This window comes from Pseudomonas sp. GV085 (genome assembly GCF_003050925.1).
GTDB lineage: Bacteria > Pseudomonadota > Gammaproteobacteria > Pseudomonadales > Pseudomonadaceae > Aquipseudomonas.
Genome location: NZ_QAOV01000002.1, coordinates 436068 through 456910 on the forward strand (window position 1 = coordinate 436068; position 20843 = coordinate 456910).

The 20843-nt window shown below is 60.4% G+C and carries 13 protein-coding genes; 4 read left to right on the forward strand and 9 right to left on the reverse strand.

Annotated features, from left to right (window positions below; translation table 11 throughout):
- Positions 1-13: 13 nt before the first annotated feature.
- Entirely contained in the window at positions 14-2011 is a 1998-nt protein-coding gene (locus C8K63_RS05830) for an alpha-1,4-glucan--maltose-1-phosphate maltosyltransferase (protein ID WP_108215823.1), read from the reverse strand.
- Positions 2012-2551: 540 nt separating this feature from the next.
- Here C8K63_RS05830 and C8K63_RS30065 point away from each other — a divergent pair.
- The 3 genes from C8K63_RS30065 (at position 2552) to mapR (ending at position 5991) form a co-directional block, all read left to right on the forward strand.
- A complete protein-coding gene (locus tag C8K63_RS30065; RefSeq protein WP_146176378.1) occupies positions 2552-2800 on the forward strand; it encodes a hypothetical protein in 249 nt (82 codons plus the stop codon).
- A gap of 224 nt (positions 2801-3024) precedes the next feature.
- Positions 3025-4437 (forward strand): cytochrome c oxidase accessory protein CcoG, encoded by a 1413-nt coding sequence (gene ccoG / locus C8K63_RS05835; RefSeq protein WP_108215824.1) that lies wholly within the window; start codon positions 3025-3027, stop codon positions 4435-4437.
- Positions 4438-4581: 144 nt separating this feature from the next.
- Positions 4582-5991: a GntR family transcriptional regulator MpaR gene (gene mapR, locus C8K63_RS05840; RefSeq protein WP_108215825.1), complete on the forward strand. Its 1410-nt coding sequence runs from the start codon at positions 4582-4584 to the stop codon at positions 5989-5991.
- Between the two features lie 153 nt (positions 5992-6144).
- Here mapR and C8K63_RS05845 read toward each other — a convergent pair whose 3' ends face one another.
- The 8 genes from C8K63_RS05845 to C8K63_RS05885 form a co-directional block, all read right to left on the reverse strand.
- Positions 6145-6891, reverse strand: coding sequence for an SDR family oxidoreductase (locus tag C8K63_RS05845; protein ID WP_108215826.1), 747 nt, complete (start codon positions 6889-6891; stop codon positions 6145-6147).
- Positions 6892-6976: 85 nt separating this feature from the next.
- Positions 6977-9094, reverse strand: a complete 2118-nt coding sequence (locus C8K63_RS05850) for a bifunctional diguanylate cyclase/phosphodiesterase (protein ID WP_108215827.1) — start codon at positions 9092-9094, stop codon at positions 6977-6979.
- Positions 9095-9473: 379 nt separating this feature from the next.
- Positions 9474-10955 carry an efflux transporter outer membrane subunit gene (locus C8K63_RS05855; RefSeq protein ID WP_108215828.1) on the reverse strand — a complete coding sequence of 494 codons (1482 nt, stop codon included), beginning with the start codon at positions 10953-10955 and terminating at the stop codon, positions 9474-9476.
- A complete protein-coding gene (locus C8K63_RS05860) occupies positions 10952-14059 on the reverse strand; it encodes an efflux RND transporter permease subunit (RefSeq protein WP_108215829.1) in 3108 nt (1035 codons plus the stop codon). Before C8K63_RS05860 ends, C8K63_RS05855 begins: the two co-directional genes overlap by 4 nt.
- Positions 14056-17160, reverse strand: coding sequence for an MdtB/MuxB family multidrug efflux RND transporter permease subunit (locus C8K63_RS05865; RefSeq protein WP_108215830.1), 3105 nt, complete (start codon positions 17158-17160; stop codon positions 14056-14058). The genes C8K63_RS05860 and C8K63_RS05865 overlap by 4 nt, the downstream gene beginning before the upstream one ends.
- Positions 17157-18473 carry an MdtA/MuxA family multidrug efflux RND transporter periplasmic adaptor subunit gene (locus C8K63_RS05870; RefSeq protein ID WP_108215831.1) on the reverse strand — a complete coding sequence of 439 codons (1317 nt, stop codon included), beginning with the start codon at positions 18471-18473 and terminating at the stop codon, positions 17157-17159. The genes C8K63_RS05865 and C8K63_RS05870 overlap by 4 nt, the downstream gene beginning before the upstream one ends.
- Positions 18474-18782: 309 nt before the next feature.
- On the reverse strand, positions 18783-19283 hold the full coding sequence (gene tpx / locus C8K63_RS05880; RefSeq protein ID WP_108215832.1) for a thiol peroxidase: 501 nt from the start codon (positions 19281-19283) through the stop codon (positions 18783-18785).
- Between the two features lie 141 nt (positions 19284-19424).
- Positions 19425-19868 carry a polyketide cyclase gene (locus tag C8K63_RS05885; RefSeq protein ID WP_108215833.1) on the reverse strand — a complete coding sequence of 148 codons (444 nt, stop codon included), beginning with the start codon at positions 19866-19868 and terminating at the stop codon, positions 19425-19427.
- A gap of 178 nt (positions 19869-20046) precedes the next feature.
- Here C8K63_RS05885 and C8K63_RS05890 point away from each other — a divergent pair, with 178 nt between their 5' ends.
- Positions 20047-20472 carry a YciI family protein gene (locus C8K63_RS05890; protein ID WP_108215834.1) on the forward strand — a complete coding sequence of 142 codons (426 nt, stop codon included), beginning with the start codon at positions 20047-20049 and terminating at the stop codon, positions 20470-20472.
- The last annotated feature ends 371 nt before the right edge of the window (positions 20473-20843 follow it).

Genomic DNA, 20843 nt, shown 5'->3' on the forward strand with positions numbered 1-20843 from the left:
AATTGTGGTGTTCTCAAGAGGCGGTAATCCTCCAAATCCCGAACGGCTGGTACGCCGGGTCGATCCGCATGAACTGCTGCTTGCCGTGCCAGGTCCAGCGATGGCCATTCATCAGGTCTTCGCCCTGGGTGCTGGCGTCATCGGGCAGGCCCATTTCCCACAACGGCAACTCAAATCTCGCTTCCTGCACGTTGTGCGGATCGAGGCTGACCGCCACCAGAATGAAATTGCTGCCGTCAAAACTGCGTTTGCCGAAGTACAGGATGTTGTCGTTCCAGGCGTTGTAGACCTTAAGGCCCAGATGCGTGTGCAGCGCCGGGTTCTGCCTGCGGATGCGGTTGAGCTGGGCAATCTCGGCAATGATGTTGCCCGGCGCATTGAAGTCCCTGGGGCGGATCTCGTACTTCTCGGAGTCAAGGTACTCCTCCTTGCCCGGCACCGGCGCCGACTCGCACAACTCGAAACCCGAATACATGCCCCACAGGCCCGAGCCCATGGTCGCCAGCACGGCGCGGATGAGGAACCCGGGACGCCCTGAATCATGGAGGAACGCCGGGTTGATGTCCGGCGTATTGACGAAAAAGTTCGGCCGGTAGCATTCGCGCCATGGCGATTCGTTGAGTTCAGTGAAGTAGCTCGCCAGTTCGGCCTTGGTGTTGCGCCAGGTGAAATAGGTGTAGCTCTGGGAATAACCGACCTTGCCCAGGCGCGCCATCATTGCCGGGGTGGTGAAGGCTTCGGCGAGGAAGATCACCTCGGGGTACAACGCCCGTACATCGGCGATCAGCCACTGCCAGAACGGCAAAGGCTTGGTGTGCGGGTTATCGACGCGGAAGATCTTCACACCCTCCTCGACCCAGCCCACCACGATGTCGCGCAGTTCCACCCACAGGCTCGGAATCGCCTCGGGGGCATAGAAGTCGACGTTGACGATGTCCTGGTATTTCTTCGGTGGGTTCTCGGCATATTTGATCGTGCCGTCCGGCCGCCAGTTGAACCAGCCGGGGTGTTGCTTGAGCCAAGGGTGGTCCTGGGAACACTGGATGGCAAAGTCGAGGGCGATTTCCAGGCCATGGGCCGCGGCGGCCGCCACCAGTCGCCGGAAGTCTTCGCGGGTACCCAACTGCGAGTGAATCGCCTCGTGGCCGCCCTCCTCGCTACCAATCGCATAGGGGCTGCCCGGATCATCGGGGCTCGCCGTCAGGGAGTTGTTCGGGCCTTTACGGTAGCTGCGCCCGATCGGGTGGATCGGCGGGAAATACAGCACGTCGAAGCCCATGTCCTGAATCATCGCCAGCCGTGAATGCACGTCATTGAAGGTGCCATGGCGCGCCGGACTGTCGGTGATCGAACGCGGGAACAATTCATACCAACTGGCGAACTGCGCCAGTTCGCGCTCCACATCCACCGGGTACTCCGGGCTCAGGCTCAGGAAAGCACGATGATTGGCGCGAGCCATGAGGTCGGCACTACGCGGGTGCAAAAACAGCGCGACCTGCTCGGCTTCGAGCAGTCCTGACAGTTCATGGTGCAAGGCCGCCAGTTGCTCGCTGAGTGGCCCTTCGCTGCGTTCGGCGGCTTGTTGCACTTGAATTCGCCCTTCCTGCAGCTCCAGGCTGACGGGCACCGCGGCCGCATGTTTCTTTTCCAGTTCGTAGCAAAAACTGGCGAACTGATCGATCCAGGCTTCGATACAGAACAGATAACGGCCCTGGCTCTCGACACGGAACTGCCCTTGCCAACCGTTGTTGCCCAGATCGTGCATGGCCGCACTTTGCCAGACGTCCTCGTCCTCGGCCCGCCAGCGTACGCGAACCCCGAGTTTGTCATGCCCGTCGGCAAACACCTTGGCGGTCACCACCATGTCCTGCCCCACCACGGCCTTGACCGCGAACTGCCCGCCTTCAAGGGTCGGCATGATGTTTTCCATGACGATACGCGGCAGCAACAACGCCTGCGACAGCGGCATGTGCGGGTTGTAGCTCAACTCAGTCGGTTTTTCAGCCGTCATCGAGCCTCTCTCCTGACGCCCCATGGACGCGCGTGTGTCTGGTCGCCATCCCGCTGGACTGTCCGCCCCGGGAAGCACTCACTTAGGTTCCGAGCGACAGTCGCCGGGAAAGTTTCATCTGCAATTTGCGCAATCAAGTCTTTCGGGCAATGGTCAACCCACCAGTCCACCTACTTAAGCACGACTCACGCCATGTGCCACTTGAGGTTTGAACAATCCATTGCTGGCACGATCCTGCCGCCAAGGGAAGAACCGCCAACGACGATGCCGCCGGTGATTGTGAATCCGTCATGAAGACAGTTGATCGCTCCTGCGTCGAAAGCAGGCAAGCTCATAAAAAATGTATGACTCTTCCCAAGAACACGTAGTACCGATCCTAAAGCGGCAAATCTGCCCGCCCGACACTTTACGAAACGCATATCCCACGCCTTATATAGCCATCACTCCGTCAGCCTTGAGCGTGGCCAGCCATGAAAGTGTTTTTTTCCAGCGTCAGCGAACTCACAGACAACGCTAGCGCACAGCACCACGCGCTCAACCGTGAACGACCAATCGACGGCTGGCCTCCCTTTGAAAATATTCAACTACGAATTTCTTTGCTTCGAAGCCGAACGCACCCCCTCGGAACCATCAACCAGAAGCTCAATCATCAGGGAGCTGGAGAATCATCTGCTGCACGGTGATATTGACTACAACCAGCACGAACTCTCACTAACCCCGAGCAACGAGCAGGAATCAGGCTGTGAAAAACCTCCGCTGACAGGGCGGTGGTTGGACGCCGGCACTTGAAAGCCACCGACAGTGATTCGGTGATTTGACCGGGATTGATCAGCGCCTGCCGCCGCTGTTTTAGATAGCCTCCTGCGCTCAACTGCGGCAGGTGCTTCAAGTTGTCGCAGGCCGTGCGCCCAGCACCATCTGATCCGCTTTTTAATGCAATACCTGAGTCTGTTATGCAAACAGATCGCCACTCATAGTGCTCATGCCTGATGGAGGCTGATGAGCGAAAGACCATGAGCGAGAGAATCCCCGTCCGAACCGTAGAAACCTTCGAGCCTTCGCGTCCTAAGATGAAGGCCAAATCCAGCGACAACCACATCCACACCCGCAGCTTCACCGGGCTGTTCCGCAATCTGCGCATCAGTGGTGCGGGTTTTCTGTTTTTGCTGTTTTTCGGCACCGTGTGGTTGAACTGGGGCGGTCGTCAGGCGGTGCTCTGGGATCTTTCCGAAAGCAAATTCCATATCTTCGGCGCGACCTTCTGGCCGCAGGACTTCATCCTGCTGTCGGCGCTGTTGATCATTGCCGCCTTCGGCCTGTTTGCGATCACCGTGTTCGCGGGACGGGTCTGGTGCGGCTACACCTGCCCGCAAAGTTCGTGGACCTGGATCTTCATGTGGTGCGAGAAGATCACCGAGGGCGAGCGCAACCAGCGGATCAAGTTGCAAGCCGCGCCGTGGGGCCTGAACAAACTGATGCGGCGCGCGGCCAAGCACACCTTGTGGCTGGTCATCAGCCTGCTGACCGGTCTGACCTTCGTCGGCTACTTCACGCCGATCCGGCCGTTGGCCGAAGAGCTGCTGAGCTTGCAAATGAGCGGCGTCAGCCTGTTCTGGATGCTGTTTTTTACCGGCGCCACCTACATCAATGCCGGTTGGCTGCGTGAAGCGGTGTGCATGCACATGTGCCCCTACGCGCGGTTCCAGAGCGTGATGTTCGACAAGGACACCCTGACCATTTCCTACGACGTGGCCCGGGGCGAAAACCGTGGCCCGCGCAAACGGGAAGTCAAGCCCGCCGAGGTCGGTTTGGGCGATTGCATCGATTGCCAGCTCTGCGTACAGGTCTGCCCGACCGGCATCGACATTCGCGATGGCTTGCAGATGGAATGCATCGGTTGCGCCGCGTGCATCGACGCCTGCGATTCGATCATGGACAAGATGGGCTACGCCCCAGGATTGATCAGCTATACCTCCGAGCATCAGTTGCAGGGTGGCAAGACCCACCTGCTGCGTCCGCGCCTGATCGGCTACACCGCCGTGCTGCTGGTGATGATCGCCGCCCTGGTGATGGCGCTGGTGGAACGGCCGATGGTGTCGCTCGACGTCAGCAAGGACAGAGGGTTGTTCCGCGAGAACAGCCAGGGGCAGATCGAAAACATCTACAGTCTGAAGGTGATCAACAAGACCCAGCAGCGTCAGGACTATCAATTGAGCCTGGTCGATGCCGATGGTTTCGAGTTGCGGGGCAAGACCGGGTTGAGCCTGGCACCGGGCGAGATTGTCGATGTGCCGGTGTCGGTGGCGATGCTCTCGCAACGTCCGGCCAGTAGCTCACAGAGCATCGGCTTCAAGGTGGTCGACCACGATGAGCCCGACATCTACAGCGTGGCGAAGAGCCGGTTTGTTGCGCCGATGAATCGCTGAACCTTTAAGATACAGAGCTTTAAAGATCGCAGCCTTCGGCAGCTCCTACGCACGCAAGCCGATCCATTGTAGGAGCTGCCGAAGGCTGCGATCTTGGCGGTACGACCATCCCCTTTCTCCAAATGACACCCAACCGGGCTTTTGATGAAACGCTACGAAAAATTCGCCGACGACATCGCAGAACTGATCCGCTCCGGCGTCCTCGGCCCGGGCCAGCGTGTACCCTCGGTGCGCTACGCCAGCCAGACCTACGGCGTCAGCCCGTCGACGGTGTTCCAGGCCTACTACCTGCTGGAACGTCGCGGGCTGATCCGCGCTCGCCCGCGTTCCGGCTACTTCGTCAACGCTCATGCAACCCGACCGTTTTCCGAACCGGTGATCAGCAATCAGGTCAACGAATCCACGGAAGTCGACGTCAGCGAACTGGTGTTCTCGGTGCTCGACTCGATCAAGGACCCGAACACTGTGCCCTTCGGCTCGGCGTTCCCCAGCCCGACGCTGTTTCCCCTGCAACGCTTGTCCCGCTCCCTGGCCAGCGCCAGCCGCGCAATGGACCCGCGCATGGTGGTCACCGACATGTCGCCGGGCAACCCGCAACTGCGTAGGCAAATCGCCCTGCGCTACATGGTCGGCGGACTGATGCTGCCCATGGAAGAACTGCTGATCACCAACGGCGCGCTGGAAGCCCTCAACCTGTGCCTGCAAGCGGTGACCCAACCCGGCGACCTGGTGGCCATCGAAGCCCCGGCGTTCTATGCCTGCCTGCAAGTGCTCGAACGCCTGAAGCTCAAGGCCGTGGAAATCCCCGTGCACCCGCGCGACGGCATCGACCTCGGTGTGCTCGAGCAAACCCTGGAGCGCCATCCGATCAAGGCCTGCTGGTGCATGACCAGCTTCCAGAACCCCATGGGCGCGACTGTGCCCGAGGCCAAGAAACAGCAGCTTGTGGAGTTGTTGCGCCGCCACCAGGTGCCGCTGATCGAAGACGACGTCTACGCCGAACTGTATTACGGCCAGCAAGCACCTAAACCGGCCAAGGCCTTTGATACCGAGGGCCTGGTGATGCACTGCGGCTCGTTCGCCAAAAGCCTGGCCCCCGGCTACCGCATCGGCTGGGTCGCCGCCGGGCGCTATGCGCAGAAAATCGAACGACTGAAACTCATGACCTCACTCTGTGCCTCGATGCCGGCCCAGGCCGCCATCGCCGATTACCTGCAACACGGCGGCTACGACCGGCACCTGCGTAAATTGCGCCATGCGCTGGAAGACCAGCAAAGCGCCATGCTCGCCGCCATCGCCCGCTATTTCCCCGCGCAAACGCGGGTCAGCCAACCGGCGGGCGGGTACTTTTTGTGGCTGGAATTGCCGGAACAGATGGATTCGCTGAAGTTGTTTCAGATGGCGCTGGCCCAAGGCATCAGCATCGCGCCGGGGCCGATCTTTTCGCCGACGCAGCGGTTCAGGAATTGTATTCGGTTGAATTATGGCAGCCCGTGGGATGAGGCTGCGGAGAAGGCGATGGAGACGTTGGGGCGGATTGTGCGGTCGTTTTGATGGTTAGAGGGTGCCTTGCACTATCGCCTTCGCGAGCAGGCTCGCTCCCACAAGGGTTTATCCGTGTACACAATATCTGTGAACACTGGATATCCGCTGTGGGAGCGAGCCTGCTCGCGATGAGGCCATATCCAACAACACAAAACTGAAGCGTTAACGCCCACCACCAAGATCAACAAACGTCCCCGTCGCATAAGAAGCCTTGTCCGACAGCAACCAGACAATCGCCTCCGCCACCTCATCCGGACGCCCGCCCCGGGCCATCGGAATCGCCGATTCCATTTTGCTGACCCGATCCGGATCACCGCTCAAGGCATGGAAATCGGTGTAGATGTAGCCCGGGCGCACAGCGTTGACCCGAATCCCCTCGCCCGCCACTTCCTTGGACAGGCCGATGGTGAAGGTGTCCAGCGCACCTTTGGAGGCGGCGTAGTCGACGTACTCGTTGGGCGAGCCCAAACGCGAGGCCACCGAAGACACGTTGACGATGCTGCCGCCCTGCCCGCCGTGCCTGGGCGACATGCGCAGGATCGCGTGCTTGGCACAGAGGATCGGCGCCAGGACGTTGGTTTTCATGATTTTGAGAATGCGGAACTCGGACATCTCGTCGACCCGGGACTTTTGCCCGACGGTGCCGGCGTTGTTCACCAGCGCGGTGACCCGGCCCAGTTCACTGTCCACCCGATGGAACAGCGCGATGACTTCGTCTTCGATGCTGACGTCGGCCCGCACCGCAATGGCTTGCGCACCGAGGGCGCGGACTTGCTCGAGCACGCCGAGTGCAGCCTGTTCGTCGGCCTGGTAGTTGATGCAGATCCGATAGCCCTGCGCGGCGGCCAACAGAGCGGTGGCGGCACCAATGCCGCGGCTACCGCCGGTGATGATGATGACTTTGTCCATGCGAGCTTTCCCCCAATCAAAGCTAAAGCGGTCGGGGGCAAGAATAACCGCCATTGACGGTTTTTGCATGGCTTCACGTCAGCTGTCATGTCATCGACATTTCGCGCTCGGCACTGGCTTTCAACTGCTCGACCAATTGCTCCCCGCGATGGATTTCCACCATGAAGCCTGCGGCCGGCAACGGATGCCCCAGCAGGTACCCCTGCAACGAATCGCAACCGAGCTGGGTCAGGAAGTCCTGCTGCACGCCCGTCTCCACACCTTCGGCGACGATGCGCAACCCCAGCGCCTGGCCGAGGGCGACGATGGCCGAAACGATGGCGGCGTCATCGCTGTCGTGCTCCAGGTCGCGGACAAAACCGCGGTCGATCTTCAGTTCGTTGGCCGGCAGGCGCTTGAGGTACATCAAGCTCGAATAGCCAGTACCAAAATCGTCGATGGACAGGTCGACGCCCATTTCCGACAGTTCCTGAAGCACCGTCATGCTCGCATCGGCATCGCTCATGGCCGTGGTTTCGGTGATTTCCAGGGTCAGGCTGTTGGCCGGCAGTTGGTGTGTCGCCAGCGCTTTGGCGACGCTCTGGACCAGCCCGGAATGACAGAACTGGATAGCCGAAAGGTTCACCGCAATGCGCCAATCGGTGTAGCCCGACACGTACCACTCGCGCATCTGGCGGCAGGCTTCGTTGAGCACCCACTCGCCAATCGGGATGATCAGGCCGGTTTTTTCCGCCATTTCGATGAATTTGTCCGGTAACAGCAGCCCTTGCGTCGGGTGCTCCCAGCGCAACAAGGCCTCGGCGCCCACCGGACGGCCATTGGCGGCGTCGAACTTGGGCTGGTAATACAGGCTGAATTCCTTTTGTTCCACGGCATTGCGCAAGTCCTGCAGCAATTGCAGCTGTTTGCGGGCGTTGCTGTTCATCGAGGCATCGAAAAAACTGTAGCCGTTTTTACCCGCGCCCTTGGCGTGATACATCGCCGCGTCGGCGTTCATCAGCAACTCGTGGGCGGACTGCCCATTACCGGGGTAGAGCGCGATGCCGACGCTGGCGGAAATGTGCAAATCATGTTCGGCAACCCGGAACGCCCGCGCGATCAGCCCGACCTGACGGGCCGCGAGGCTCAAGGCGTCGTTCTGTTCGCTCAATTGCACCAGCAACACGAACTCATCGCCGCCGATCCGCGCCAGGGTGTCCTGGCTGCGCAAGTCTTCGCGCAGGCGCACGGCCACTTCGCGCAACAGCAAATCACCCATATGGTGACCAAAGGCATCGTTGACCGGTTTGAAGCCGTCCAGATCGATGAACATCAGGGCAAAGCAGCCACCCTGTTCCCGGACCCGCGACATGGCCTGATCGATACGATCGGCAAGCAACATCCGGTTCGGCAACCCGGTCAGGGTGTCATGCAGAGCCAGTTGGGTCAGTTCACGGTTGGCCTCGGTCAGCGACTCAGCCAGGCTCGCGGTGCGGGCCTCCAGGCGCGCATCGAGGATCGAGGTCAGCAAAGCGATGCTCAGCACCGCCAGCGTGGTGACCAGCACCAGATTGTCCAGGCCCTTGCCGCTCAGGCCATTGACCGCCGCCCCGCAAAAACTGCCATCGGCAAAGCGTGCGGCGGCCATGCCGGTGTAGTGCATGCCGACGATGGCGATACCCATGATCACGGCGGCACCACCACGGATCAGACGGACATAGGGCGTGTGCTGGCGCAGGCGGAAAGCAATCCACAATGCCGCGCCCGATGCACCGACCGCGATCAGAAGCGAAGCGCCGAACAACGTCGGATCGTAGTCGATGCCCGGTTGCATGCGCATAGCGGCCATGCCGGTGTAGTGCATCGCACTGATGCCGGCGCCCATGACTAACGCGCCGAAGGCCAGCTGCCAGGCGGGCAATTGCGGTTGGCTGACCAGCCACAGTGCAAAACCGCTGGAGAGCACGCCAATCAGCAGCGACAACAGGGTGATCGTGCCGTCGTAGCCCAGATCGATCGGCAACTTGAACGCGAGCATGCCGATAAAGTGCATCGACCAGATGCCGATGCCCATGGCAACCGCCCCGCCCGCGGTCCACAAATGCACGGCGCGGCCTTTGGCGGTGGCAATACGTCCGGTCAGGTCGAGTGCGGTGTATGAGGCGAGAATCGCGACACAGAGCGAAATGATAACCAGGGTGGGGGAATAGCTGCCGATGGACATGGGGACTTCTCGTGCATGCCCCCCTTGTTGGTATTGATTCTCGCTGGGGGGCAAATGCGGCGATTGTACTGATTCCAAATGAGAACGCACTCACAAAATGAGCAAAGGGCCATCAGTCCGATGAAACGCTTGTTTTAAGGTTTTACATTAACTCTGGCATACCCGGACTCGAGGCTTGGATTACCGTGCCAGACACGTGCGTCAATAGCGAATGCACTATTGTGGCGAGGGAGCTTGCTCCCGCTGGGCTGCGGAGCGGCCCCGAAACCTGACCCCAAAATCATTCAGAAGGATCACGATCGCAAGTTTTGCGAGTGCTTCGCGCTCGAGCGGGAGAAAGCTCCCTCGCCACAGACAAGTCACTCTGGGCACAAATGCATTACTGGCTATCGCTCACCTGAAGCTGCCCATCCCAGCCACCTCCCAACGCGGCAATCAACTGCACGCTGGCAATCAGGCGGCTTTGCAGCAGGTCCAGGTTACTGCGTTCATTGCTCAGCGCCGCGGCCTGGGTCACCACTACATCGATGTAGGCAATCAAACCGGCCTTGTACTGGTTCTGGGTCAGGCGTAGCGATTCACGGGCGGCGTCCAGTGCCTGTTGGCGCACGACGGCTTCGTCTTCAAGCACCTTGAGTTGCACCAGGAAGTTTTCCACCTCGCGGAATCCGTCCAGCACGGTCTGGCGGTATTTGGCCACCGTTTCGTCATAGGCCGCTTCACTGCGGTCGATTTCCGCCGAGCGCTGGCCGCCATCGAACAGGGTCATGGCCAATTGCGGTCCGACCGACCAGAAGCGGTTCGGCAGGCTGATCCAGTTGGAATAGGTGCTGCTGCTGTAACCGCCGTTCATGTTCAATGTCAGGTCGGGGTAATAGGCGGCCTTGGCCACACCGATGTTGGCGTTGGCGGCCATCACCGAACGCTCGGCGGAAGCAATATCCGGACGCCGCTCCAGCAACTGCGAAGGCAAGGCCGGCGGCACTTGCGGCAACGGCGGAATGTCCTGGCTTTCCGCCAGGCTGAACTCCGAAGGCGGCAGGCCGATCAGCACGGCAATGGCGTTCTCGAACTGCGCGCGTTGCCAGATCAGGTCAATCATATCGGCTTCGGTGCCTTTAAGCTGCGTCTGGGCCTGGGCCACGGCGTCCTTGCCCGATACGCCGGCGCGGTATTGGTTCTCGGTCATCTTCAACGACCGCTGATAAGCATCGACCGTGTCCTGGAGCAAGCGCTTCTGGCCATCGATCACGCGTAACTGCAGGTAGTTCTGCACCAGTTCCGACTGCTGGCTCAAGCGCATCGCGGCCAGATCGGCAAAGCTGGCCTGGGCATTCGCGGTGTCGGCTTCGAGGCCCCGGCGCAGCTTGCCCCATACGTCCGCTTCCCAACTGACGCCCACCTGGGCGGAATACGTGTCGCGAATACCGCTGGACGAACTGGTCAGGCTGGAATTGCTGCTGCCAGTGCCCTGACTTGAGCGGTTCTTGCTGACATTCAGGTCGACCGTCGGGAAAAACGCCCCGCGTGCGCTGCGCACCAACGCCTGGGCCTGCCGGTACTGGGCTTCGGCCTGGGCGACGGTCTGGTTGGAGCTATTGAGCTTTTCGACCAGGTCGTTGAGCTGCCGGTCACCATACAACTCCCACCAGGCGCCGCGCGCCAGGGCATCGCTCGGATTGGCCTGACGCCAGCCCTCTGCGGCCTTGTACTGCGCAGGCTCGGCGGTTTGCGGGCGCTGGTAATCCGGGCCGACGGCGCAGGCACTGAGCATTGCCACGCACAGTGACAGGCTCAACAGACGCGAGCCTCGAGCAATGAGCAGCGGTGCAGCCAGGTTGAAAAGCGAACGTTCAGTCATAGCGGAGTTTCCAGAGCAGCATCGGTACGCACCCCACGCCATTTATTGAAGCGATGGCGCAGTTTGTCGAGATAGAGGTAAACCACCGGGGTGGTATAGAGCGTCAGTACCTGGCTGAAGATCAGCCCGCCGATGATGGTCAGACCCAGCGGCTGGCGCATTTCCGCCCCTTCGGCACGGCTCAGCAATAACGGCAAGGCACCGAGGATCGCCGCCAGGGTGGTCATCAGAATAGGTCGCAAACGTTGCAGGCAGGCACTGCGAATCGATTCCAGCGGTGCCATGCCCTGGTGTCGCTCCAGCTGCAACGCCAGGTCGATCATCAGAATCGCGTTTTTCTTCACCACGCCGATCAGCAGAAACAGCCCCAGCAATGAAATCAGGCTGAACTCGCCGCCCAGCGCATAGATCGACAGCAATGCGCCGACCCCGGCCGACGGCAGGGTGGACAGGATGGTCAGCGGATGAATGTAGCTTTCGTACAACACGCCGAGCACCAGATACACAGCCACCAGCGCGCCGAGAATCATGAACGGCTGGCTTTTTTGCGTGGCGGCAAAGGCGTCGGCGGTGCCGGCCATTTTCACGATCACGTCTTCCGGCAGGCCGACCTTGGCAATCGCTCGTTCAATGGCGGCACTGCCCTGCTCCACGGTCACGCCTTCGGCCATGTCGAAGGCAATGCTTTCCGAAGCGAACTGGCCTTCGTGGCTGACCCGGTCGTTTTCCAGGCTGTTTTCGTAATGGGCGATGGTTGACAGTGGAATCCGTGCGCCATCAGCGGTAATCACCTGGACCTGCTTGAGAGTGATCGGGTCCTGGGCGTATTTCGGATTGACCTCCATCACCACCTGATACTGGTTGAGGCTGTCGTAGATGGTCGAAATCTGTCGCTGACTGTAGGCGTTGTTCAGCACCGCCGTGACCATGTCCATGTCGACACCCAGGCGCTTGGCCTGGTCGCGGTCGACGATCAGCGTCACTTGCCGGGCGCCCCGGCCTTCCCGCGCATCGATCGCCGTCAGCTCCGGCAAGGCCCTGAGCGCGGTGACGACTTTCGGATACCACTCGCGCAACGACCCCAGGTCACCGCTTTGCAGGATGTAGGAATATTGCGAGGAGGTCTGCTCGCGGCCGCCGCCGAATTGCAGGTCCTGATCAGCCATGAGCATCAGTTGTGCGCCTGGGACCTTGGGCATTTCCTTGCGCAGACGCTCGATGACCTTTTGCGCGGAAATGTTGCGTTCCTTGATCGGCTTCAGGCGCACCAGCATGAAGGCGTTGTTGGTGCCGTTGTTACCGCCAATGAACCCGGCGACGCTTTCTACCGCCTCATCCTTCAACACCGCGCGGCGGAAAATCTCCATCTTCGGCTGCATCACACTGAACGACAGGCCGTCGTCGCCGCGCACGAAACCGATCAGTTGGCCGGTATCCTGCTGTGGCATAAATGTTTTAGGAACAACCACATACAACGCGATATTCACGCCAATTGTCACGAATAGACTGAGCAAGGTCAGGCGCTTGTGGCGCAGCACCCAGTCGAGGCTGGTGGCGTATTTGCCGACCATCCAGTCGTTGGCCCGCCGGCTCCAGCGTTGCAGGCGGTTCTCCTGCCCCGGCGTGTGCGGCTTGAGCCAGCGAGCGCAGAGCATCGGGGTCAGGGTCAACGACACCACCAATGAGACCACGATGGCCGCTGCCAGGGTGATGGAGAATTCGCGAAACAGGCTCTCGATGATCCCGCCCATGAACAGGATCGACAGGAACACCGCCACCAGCGACACGTTCATCGACAACAAGGTGAAACCGACTTCCTGGGCGCCGAGGTATGCCGCCTTCATCGGCTTTACGCCCTCGTCGATATGCCGGGATATGTTCTCCAGCACCACGATGGCATCGTCCACCACCAGCCCGGTGGCCAGGATCAACGCCATCAACGACAGGTTGTTCAGCGAAAAGCCATAGAGGTACATCACGGCAAAGGTGCCGACCAGCGACACCGGCACCGCCAGGGTCGGAATCAACGAGGCGCGGAAGTTACCAAGGAACAGGAACACCACCAGGATCACCAGCGCCACGGCGATCAGCAGGGTCATTTCCGCTTCGTGCAGCGTGGCCTTGATCACCGGCGAGCGGTCCATGGCCAGGTTCAGCTTGACGCTGGCCGGCAACACCGCCTGCAACGCCGGCAACTGGGCCTTGATCTCGTTGACCGTCTCGATGATGTTGGCGCCGGCCTGCCGGTTGATCACCAGCAGTACCGCCGCGTCATCGTTGAAGAAACCGCTGTTGTAGCGGTCCTCGACGCTATCGCTGACCTTCGCTACGTCCTTCAGGCGCAGGGCCGCACCGCCGTTGTAGTGGATGATCAGCGACTCGTAGTCCTTGGCTTTTTCCAGCTGGTCGTTGGCCTGGACCTGCCACAGCCGTTGGTCGTCTTCCACCGAGCCCTTGGGCCGGCGCACGTTGGCATTGGCGATGGTGTTGCGCACATCGTCCAGGGCCACGCCGTACTGGTTGAGCGACTGCGGTTCGAGTTCGATACGTACCGCTGGCAGGGAACTGCCGCCGATCTGCACCTCGCCGACGCCCTGCACCTGGGACAGGCTCTGGGACAGGATCGTCGAGGCCAGGTCATAGAGCTGGCCTTTTTCCAGCACATCCGACGTCAACGACAGCACCATGATCGGCGCCTGGGACGGATTGACCTTCTTGTAGGTCGGCATGCTGCGCATCCCGCTCGGCAGCAAGTTGCGCGAGGCATTGATGGCCGCCTGCACTTCCCGCGCCGCGCCGTTGATGTCGCGGTCGAGGTCAAATTGCAGAATCACCCGGGTCGATCCCTGGCTGGACCGGCTGCTCATGGTGTTGACCCCGGCAATGGCGCCGAAAGAGCGTTCCAGCGGCGTGGCCACGGTGGACGCCATCACCTCGGGGCTCGCCCCCGGCAGGCTGGCCTGGACCACGATCACCGGAAAGTCCATTTGCGGCAGCGGCGACACGGGGAGCAAACCGAAGCTCACGCCGCCCAGCAGCATGATGGCCAGGCTCAACAACATGGTCGCGACCGGGCGCTTGATGAAAGGTCCGGAAAGGTTCATGGCTGCTCTACCGCTTCCACGGACTCAGGCTTGCGGCCCCAGCGCCGACCGAGACGGTCGAAATACAGGTAAATCACAGGCGTGGTGAACAGCGTCAAAACCTGGCTCAGCAGCAGACCACCAACCATCACCAGACCCAGCGGCTGACGCAATTCTGCGCCGGAACCGGTGGCCAGCATCAACGGCACGGCACCGAACAACGCGGCCAGTGTGGTCATCAGGATCGGCCGGAAGCGCAGCAGCGCGGCCTGATAGATCGCCGTCTGCGGGTCCATGCCCTGGTTGCGCTCGGCGTCGAGGGCGAAGTCGATCATCATGATCGCGTTCTTCTTGACGATGCCGATCAGCAAAATGATGCCGATGATCGCGATCATGCCCAGGTCGTTGCCGCTGAGGATCAACGCCAGCAAGGCGCCCACCGCCGCCGACGGCAGGGTCGAGAGAATGGTAATCGGGTGGATGTAGCTCTCGTAGAGCACGCCCAGCACGATGTACATGGTCACCACCGCCGCCAGAATCAGCAGCAAGGTGCTCGACAACGACGCCTGGAACGCCTGCGCCGCGCCCTGGAATTGGGTCTGCACGCCAATCGGCATGCCGATGTCCTTCTGCACCTGCTCGATGATCTGCACTGCATGCCCCAGCGCCACGCCGGGCGCAAGGTTGAAGGACATCATCACCGCCGGGAACTGGCCGATGTGGGTGATCGCCAGTTGCGCCTGACGCTCCTCGATATGCGCCAGGCTGGACAGGCGCACCTGGCCGCCATCGGTGGTCTTGACGTGAATCTGGTTCAACGCATCCGGGCCGATCTTCTCGCCGGACTGCGATTGCAGCACCACGCGGTATTGGCTTGCCTGGGTGTAGATGGTGGAAATCTGCCGCTGGCCAAAGGCGTCGTACAACGCATCGGTGATGTTCGACACCGACACCCCGACCCGCGACGCCGCATCGCGGTCGATCACCAGATAAACCTGCAAGCCCTTGTCCTGTAAATCGCTGGCAACGTCGGTCAGTTCCGGCCGGTCGGCCAGGGCGTCGACCAGTCGCCCGCTCCACAGGCTCAGCAGCTCAGAATCCGGCGAAGACATGCTGAACTGGTACTGCGTGCGGCTGACCCGGTCTTCGATGGTCAGGTCCTGCACCGGTTGCATGAACAGGCGGATGCCGACCAGTTTGTCCAGCTCCGGTTGCAGCCGGGCAATCACTTGCGTTGCACTCAGATCACGGTCGTGGTGCGACTTGAGGTTGATCAATAACCGACCGCTGTTGAGGGTCGAGTTATCGCCATCCACGCCAATATAGGAGGACAGGCTCTCGACGGCCGGGTCGGCCAGAATGACCTTGGCCAGTTCCTGTTGGCGCTCGCTCATGGCGGCGAAAGAAATCGATTGCGGCGCTTCGGAAATACCCTGAATGACGCCAGTGTCCTGCACCGGGAAGAAGCCCTTGGGCACCACCATGTACAGGAATACCGTCAGCACCAAAGTGCCAATGGCCACCATCAAGGTCAGCGGCTGGTGCTTGAGCACCCACTGCAACTTGCGTCCATAAGCGGCAATCATCCAGTCGATGAATGCACCGCTGGCACGGTAGAAACGGCCCTGCTCTGCTTCCTTGGGTTCACGCTTGAGCAACCGCGCGCACATCATCGGCGTCAGGGTCAGGGAAACGACCAGGGAAATCAGGATCGCCACCGCCAGGGTGATGGCAAATTCGCGGAACAGCCGCCCGACCACGTCCGCCATGAACAGCAGCGGGATCAGCACGGCGATCAGCGACAACGTCAGGGAGATCAGGGTGAAGCCGATCTGCCTGGCGCCCTTGAGCGCGGCGTTCAGCGGGCTGTCGCCCTCCTCGATAAAACGCGCAATGTTCTCCAGCATGACGATCGCATCGTCCACCACGAAACCGGTGGCGATGGTCAGGGCCATCAGGGTCAGGTTGTTGACCGAGAACCCGGCCAGGTACATCACGCCGAACGTACCGATCAACGACAGCGGCACGGCCACCGACGGAATGATCGTGGCGCTGGCGCGGCGCAGGAACAGAAAGGTGACCATGACCACCAGGGCGATGGCGATCAGCAATTCGTGCTGCACGTCCTTGACCGAGGCGCGGATGGTCTGGGTGCGGTCGGTCAGCACCACCACGTCGAGGCCGGCCGGCAGGTTGTCGGTGATGCTCGGCAGCAGGGCCTTGATCCGGTCCACCACTTCGATCACGTTGGCGCCGGGCTGACGCTGGATGTTCAGCAGCACGGCCTGGTTTTCGTTGGCCCACGCGGCGAGTCGCTCGTTCTCGGCGCCGTCGACGATTTCCGCCACGTCCTTGAGCCGCAACGGCGCACCGTTGGCGTAGGCCAGGATCAGGTTGGCGTAGTCCTTGGGTGAGGTCAGTTGATCGTTGGCATCGAGCATCGAGACCCGGGTCGGGCCGTCGAAGTTACCCTTGGGCTGGTTGACGTTGGAGGCGCCGATCAGGGTGCGCACGTCCGAAAGGTTCAGACCATTGGCGGCCAGCGCTTCCGGATTGACCTTGATGCGCACGGCCTGGCGTTGGCCGCCGGCAATGCTGACCATGCCGACACCGCTGATCTGGGCGATTTTCTGCGCCATGCGGGTGTCGACCAGATCGTTGAGCTTGGGCAACAGCATGGTCTTGGAGGTGATGGCCAGGGTCAGCACCGGCGTATCGGCCGGGTTGACCTTGTTGTACACCGGCGGCGCCGGCAGGTCCTTGGGCAGCAAGTTGGTCGCGGCGTTGATCGCCGCCTGAACTTGTTGCTCGGCCACGTCCATGTTGATTTCGAGGCTGAACCGCAGGGTCAGTACCGACGCCCCGCCGGAACTGGTGGAAGCCATTTGCGTCAGGCCAGGCATTTGCCCGAACTGCCGCTCAAGCGGCGCGGTTACCGCGCTGGTCATGACATCCGGACTGGCGCCGGGATATAGCGTCATGACGCGAATGGTCGGGTAATCGACCTGGGGCAACGCCGACACCGGCAGCAGCCGATAGGCGATGACGCCGGCCAGGATAATCGCCAGCATGCTCAGCGTGGTGGCTACCGGGCGAAGGATGAACAGCCGCGAGAGATTCATGCGCCGCCCTTTTTCGCCTTGTCGGTGGTCGCGGGCGTTGCCGCGTCGGCCGCCGACTTGCCTTGCAGGTGTTCGGTTGGCGTGGTCGGCACGTCCTGGCTGTCGTTGACCACCTCCACGTCGCTGCCGTCCTTCAGGCGGTCGGTGCCTTCCAGAACAACCCGCTCGCCCGCCGACAGACCTTCGGTGACCACGGTGTTCAGGCCGTCACTGGCGCCGACTTTCAACTGACGGATCCTGACCTTCTTGTCACCGTCCAGGGCATAGGCAAATGTACCGTTGGTGCCGAACTGGATCGCGGCGGAAGGCGCGAGCACTACATCTTTTAGGGTGTCGGCCAACAGGCGCACATTGACGAACTGGTTGGGAAATAGCGACTGATCGCGGTTCTCGTAACGGGCCTTGAATTTCAGGGTGCCGGTGGTGACGTCGATCTGGTTGTCCAGGCTCTGCAGCACGCCAGTGGCCTGCAATTTGGTATCACCGCGATCCCAGGCTTCAGCCGGCAATCTGGCACCGCTGCGATAACGGGCGAGTACGGTGTCGAGGCTGTTTTCCGGAAGAGTGAAGGCCACGCTGATCGGTTGGGTCTGGGTGATGATCGCCAATGCGGTGGTGTCATTGGCGGCTACCAGGTTGCCGACGTCCAGTTGACGCAGGCCAACGCGACCGGTGATCGGTGCGCGGATTTTGGTGAATTCAAGGTTGAGTTTAGCGTCGTTGACCGCGGCCTGATTGGTCTTGACCGTGCCCTGGAACTGTCCGACCAGCGCTTCGGCGGTGTCCAGGGTCTGCTTGGCAATACTGTCTTCGCGATACAGGCCGCGATAGCGCTCGACGTCGACCTGGGCGTTTTTCAGCTGCGCCTGATTCTGCAGCAAGGTGCCTTCGGCCTGAAGCAAGGCGTTCTGGTAGGGGCGCGGGTCGATTTCGGCCAACAGGTCGCCAGCCTTGACCATCTGACCTTCTTCGAAATGGATCTTGACCAGCTCACCACCGACGCGACTGCGGACATTGATGGTGTTCAGCGCAGTGACCGTGCCCAGCGCCTTGAAGTACAGAGGGAAATCACCGGTGACTGCCGGAGCCACTCGCACCGGTACCGGCCCGGACGCCCCGCCGAATCCAGGTCGCATTCCACCTGACCTGCCGGTATGCCCGGCGACGGCTTTCTGCCCCGCAGCCTCTTTGGGTGCAGCGCTGCCGGGCCAGAATTTCCAGCACAGGGCGGCGATGACCAGCAGGACAAGCAGGCCGAACAGCCAGCGACGAGGACTACGGGAAGCGGAGGATTGCATTGAGTGATCAACCATTGGGCGCGTGGGCTTTTTTTACATGAGGGAACGATAAGCACTGGCGGGTTTTAAGCAAAGCGCCTTTACCGGCAATTTACCTTTGGCTTACGTAGCAGGAGTTTTGTGTAAGACACTGAAGCACAAATGAAAACGGCCTGAACAGAGGGTAATGCTGGTCAGTGCAGGAGCGAGCTTGCTCGCGATGGTCGTTAACGATAACGCATGTCTACTGACGAAACGCAGCGTTCTTGAGTCCATCGCGAGCAAGCTCGCTCCTACAACAGCATTATTGACAGCGGGGGTGTCAACAATTGTAACGGTGCTTACTTACTTCAAAACAGCGAGTGCCGCTTCGTAGTTCGGCTCGTCAGCGATTTCACCGACCAGTTCGCTGTGCAGCACGTTGTCGTTTTCGTCCAGAACCACCACGGCACGGGCGGTCAGGCCTTTGAGCGGGCCGTCAGCGATGGCCACGCCGTAGTTCTGGATGAACTCGGCACCGCGCAGGGTCGACAGGTTCTGTACGTTTTCCAGGCCTTCGGCACCGCAGAAACGCGCCTGGGCGAACGGCAGGTCAGCGGAGATGCACAGCACAACGGTGTTGGCCACTTCGTTGGCCTTGGCGTTGAACTGGCGCACGGAGGTGGCGCAGGTCGGGGTGTCGATGCTTGGGAAGATGTTCAGCACTTTGCGCTTGCCGGCAAAGTCTTTCAGGGTGACGTCGGACAGATTGCCAGCAACCAGGGAAAAGGCTGGCGCCTTGGAACCGGCTTGTGGCAGTTGGCCGTTGACTTGAACCGGGTTGCCTTTAAGAGTGACTTGAGCCATGAACGGAGTCCTTCTGACATTGGTGTGGAGAAATTTGACGAGGCCGAAGTTAACCACGAAATTGTCCGACGACCTACGGTCAAACATAAATTGTCATGTATCGGCGCACAAAACTGGATACAACCCACAGGGACAGCAGTGTTATTTGAGTAACTTCAGCATATTGCGGTGGCGTGCCTCGAAAATCCGTCGCATGTAGCCATTGACCAGCAACCACTCCATGGGCGCGCCACCTATCGCCGAATACGTCACTCGGTCGGTGTATAGCGTACCGCCCTCGCCTGCCGCTACTCGATGTTCATGACGAAAGGCACGCATCGGTCCCTTGAGCATCTCGTCGATGAAATGCATCTTACCGACTTCCCTGATCACTACCGTCCAATTCGATGGAATCACATTGAACATCCAGTGACGAAAGCGAAATTGCCGCCCTGCTTCAATCCGCAGGTCGTTCAGATCGACATCGCCCAGCGGGGTAATGCGCTCGGGGAAAATCTTCGGAAAGTTGATCCCATCCAGGCAGAAGTCGAGGACCTGTCCGGGCGTACGGTCGGGGATAAGCGTAGAGAGTTCCAGAATTGGCATACGGGACACATTCCTTTGATCGTTGGGCAGGCTCGCCAGAAATACGGTGTAGCGAAATGGCGGTCCAAAAGAAACCTGCCAGAGTGTCTTCTACAACAATTTTGTCGAGGATCTGTCGATTTGCACGACAGCCATTCGACCATTTGACGAGTCACTCAATTACAACGGAGAAATCACCATGCGATTCATGATCATCATCAAGGCCAGCGCCGATTCCGAAGCCGGTGTGATGCCCAGCCAGGAACTGCTGACCGCCATGGGCAACTACAACGAAGAACTGGTCAAGGCCGGCATCATGCTCGCAGGCGAAGGCCTGCACCCCAGCAGCAAAGGCGCCCGCGTAAGGTTTTCGGGGGAGCAACGCTCGGTCATCGACGGCCCCTTCATCGAAACCAGGGAACTGATCGCCGGTTTCTGGTTGTGGAAAGTGAAATCCAGAGAAGAAGCCATCGAGTGGGTCAAGCGCTGCCCCAACCCGATGCCGGGCACCGAAGCCGAGATCGAGATTCGCCAGGTGTTCGAGGCCGAAGACTTTGGCGCCGAATTCACGCCGGAACTGCGTGAACAGGAAGAACGGGTGTGGGAGCAGGCTAAGAAGAACTGAATCTCCCTGTAGGAGCGAGCTTGCTCGCGAATGTGGCAGATCAGCCACTACCAGTATTGAATGTAAATCCGCCATCGCGGGCAAGCCCACCACACTGGATCTGTGTGCGCCACCGGTCCCCTGTGGGAGATTCTATGGTTGAGGGAAAGTCCTCAACCTGCTTTCGGTTGGTATTCACTTTGCCCTTTCAGGAGTGCAAATACGATCCGGGCAAACTTGCGAGCCTGCTACGGCCGTGAACCGGACAAAGATCAGGCGCTACGCCAAATCAGGCAATCCTTGTCTACGCTGCATAGTCAGGCCGGGCGCAACAGAGAATCCGTCTCTGGTGCACTGCATCCGCTCAACCCCGCTGACGAGAAGGATTTCCC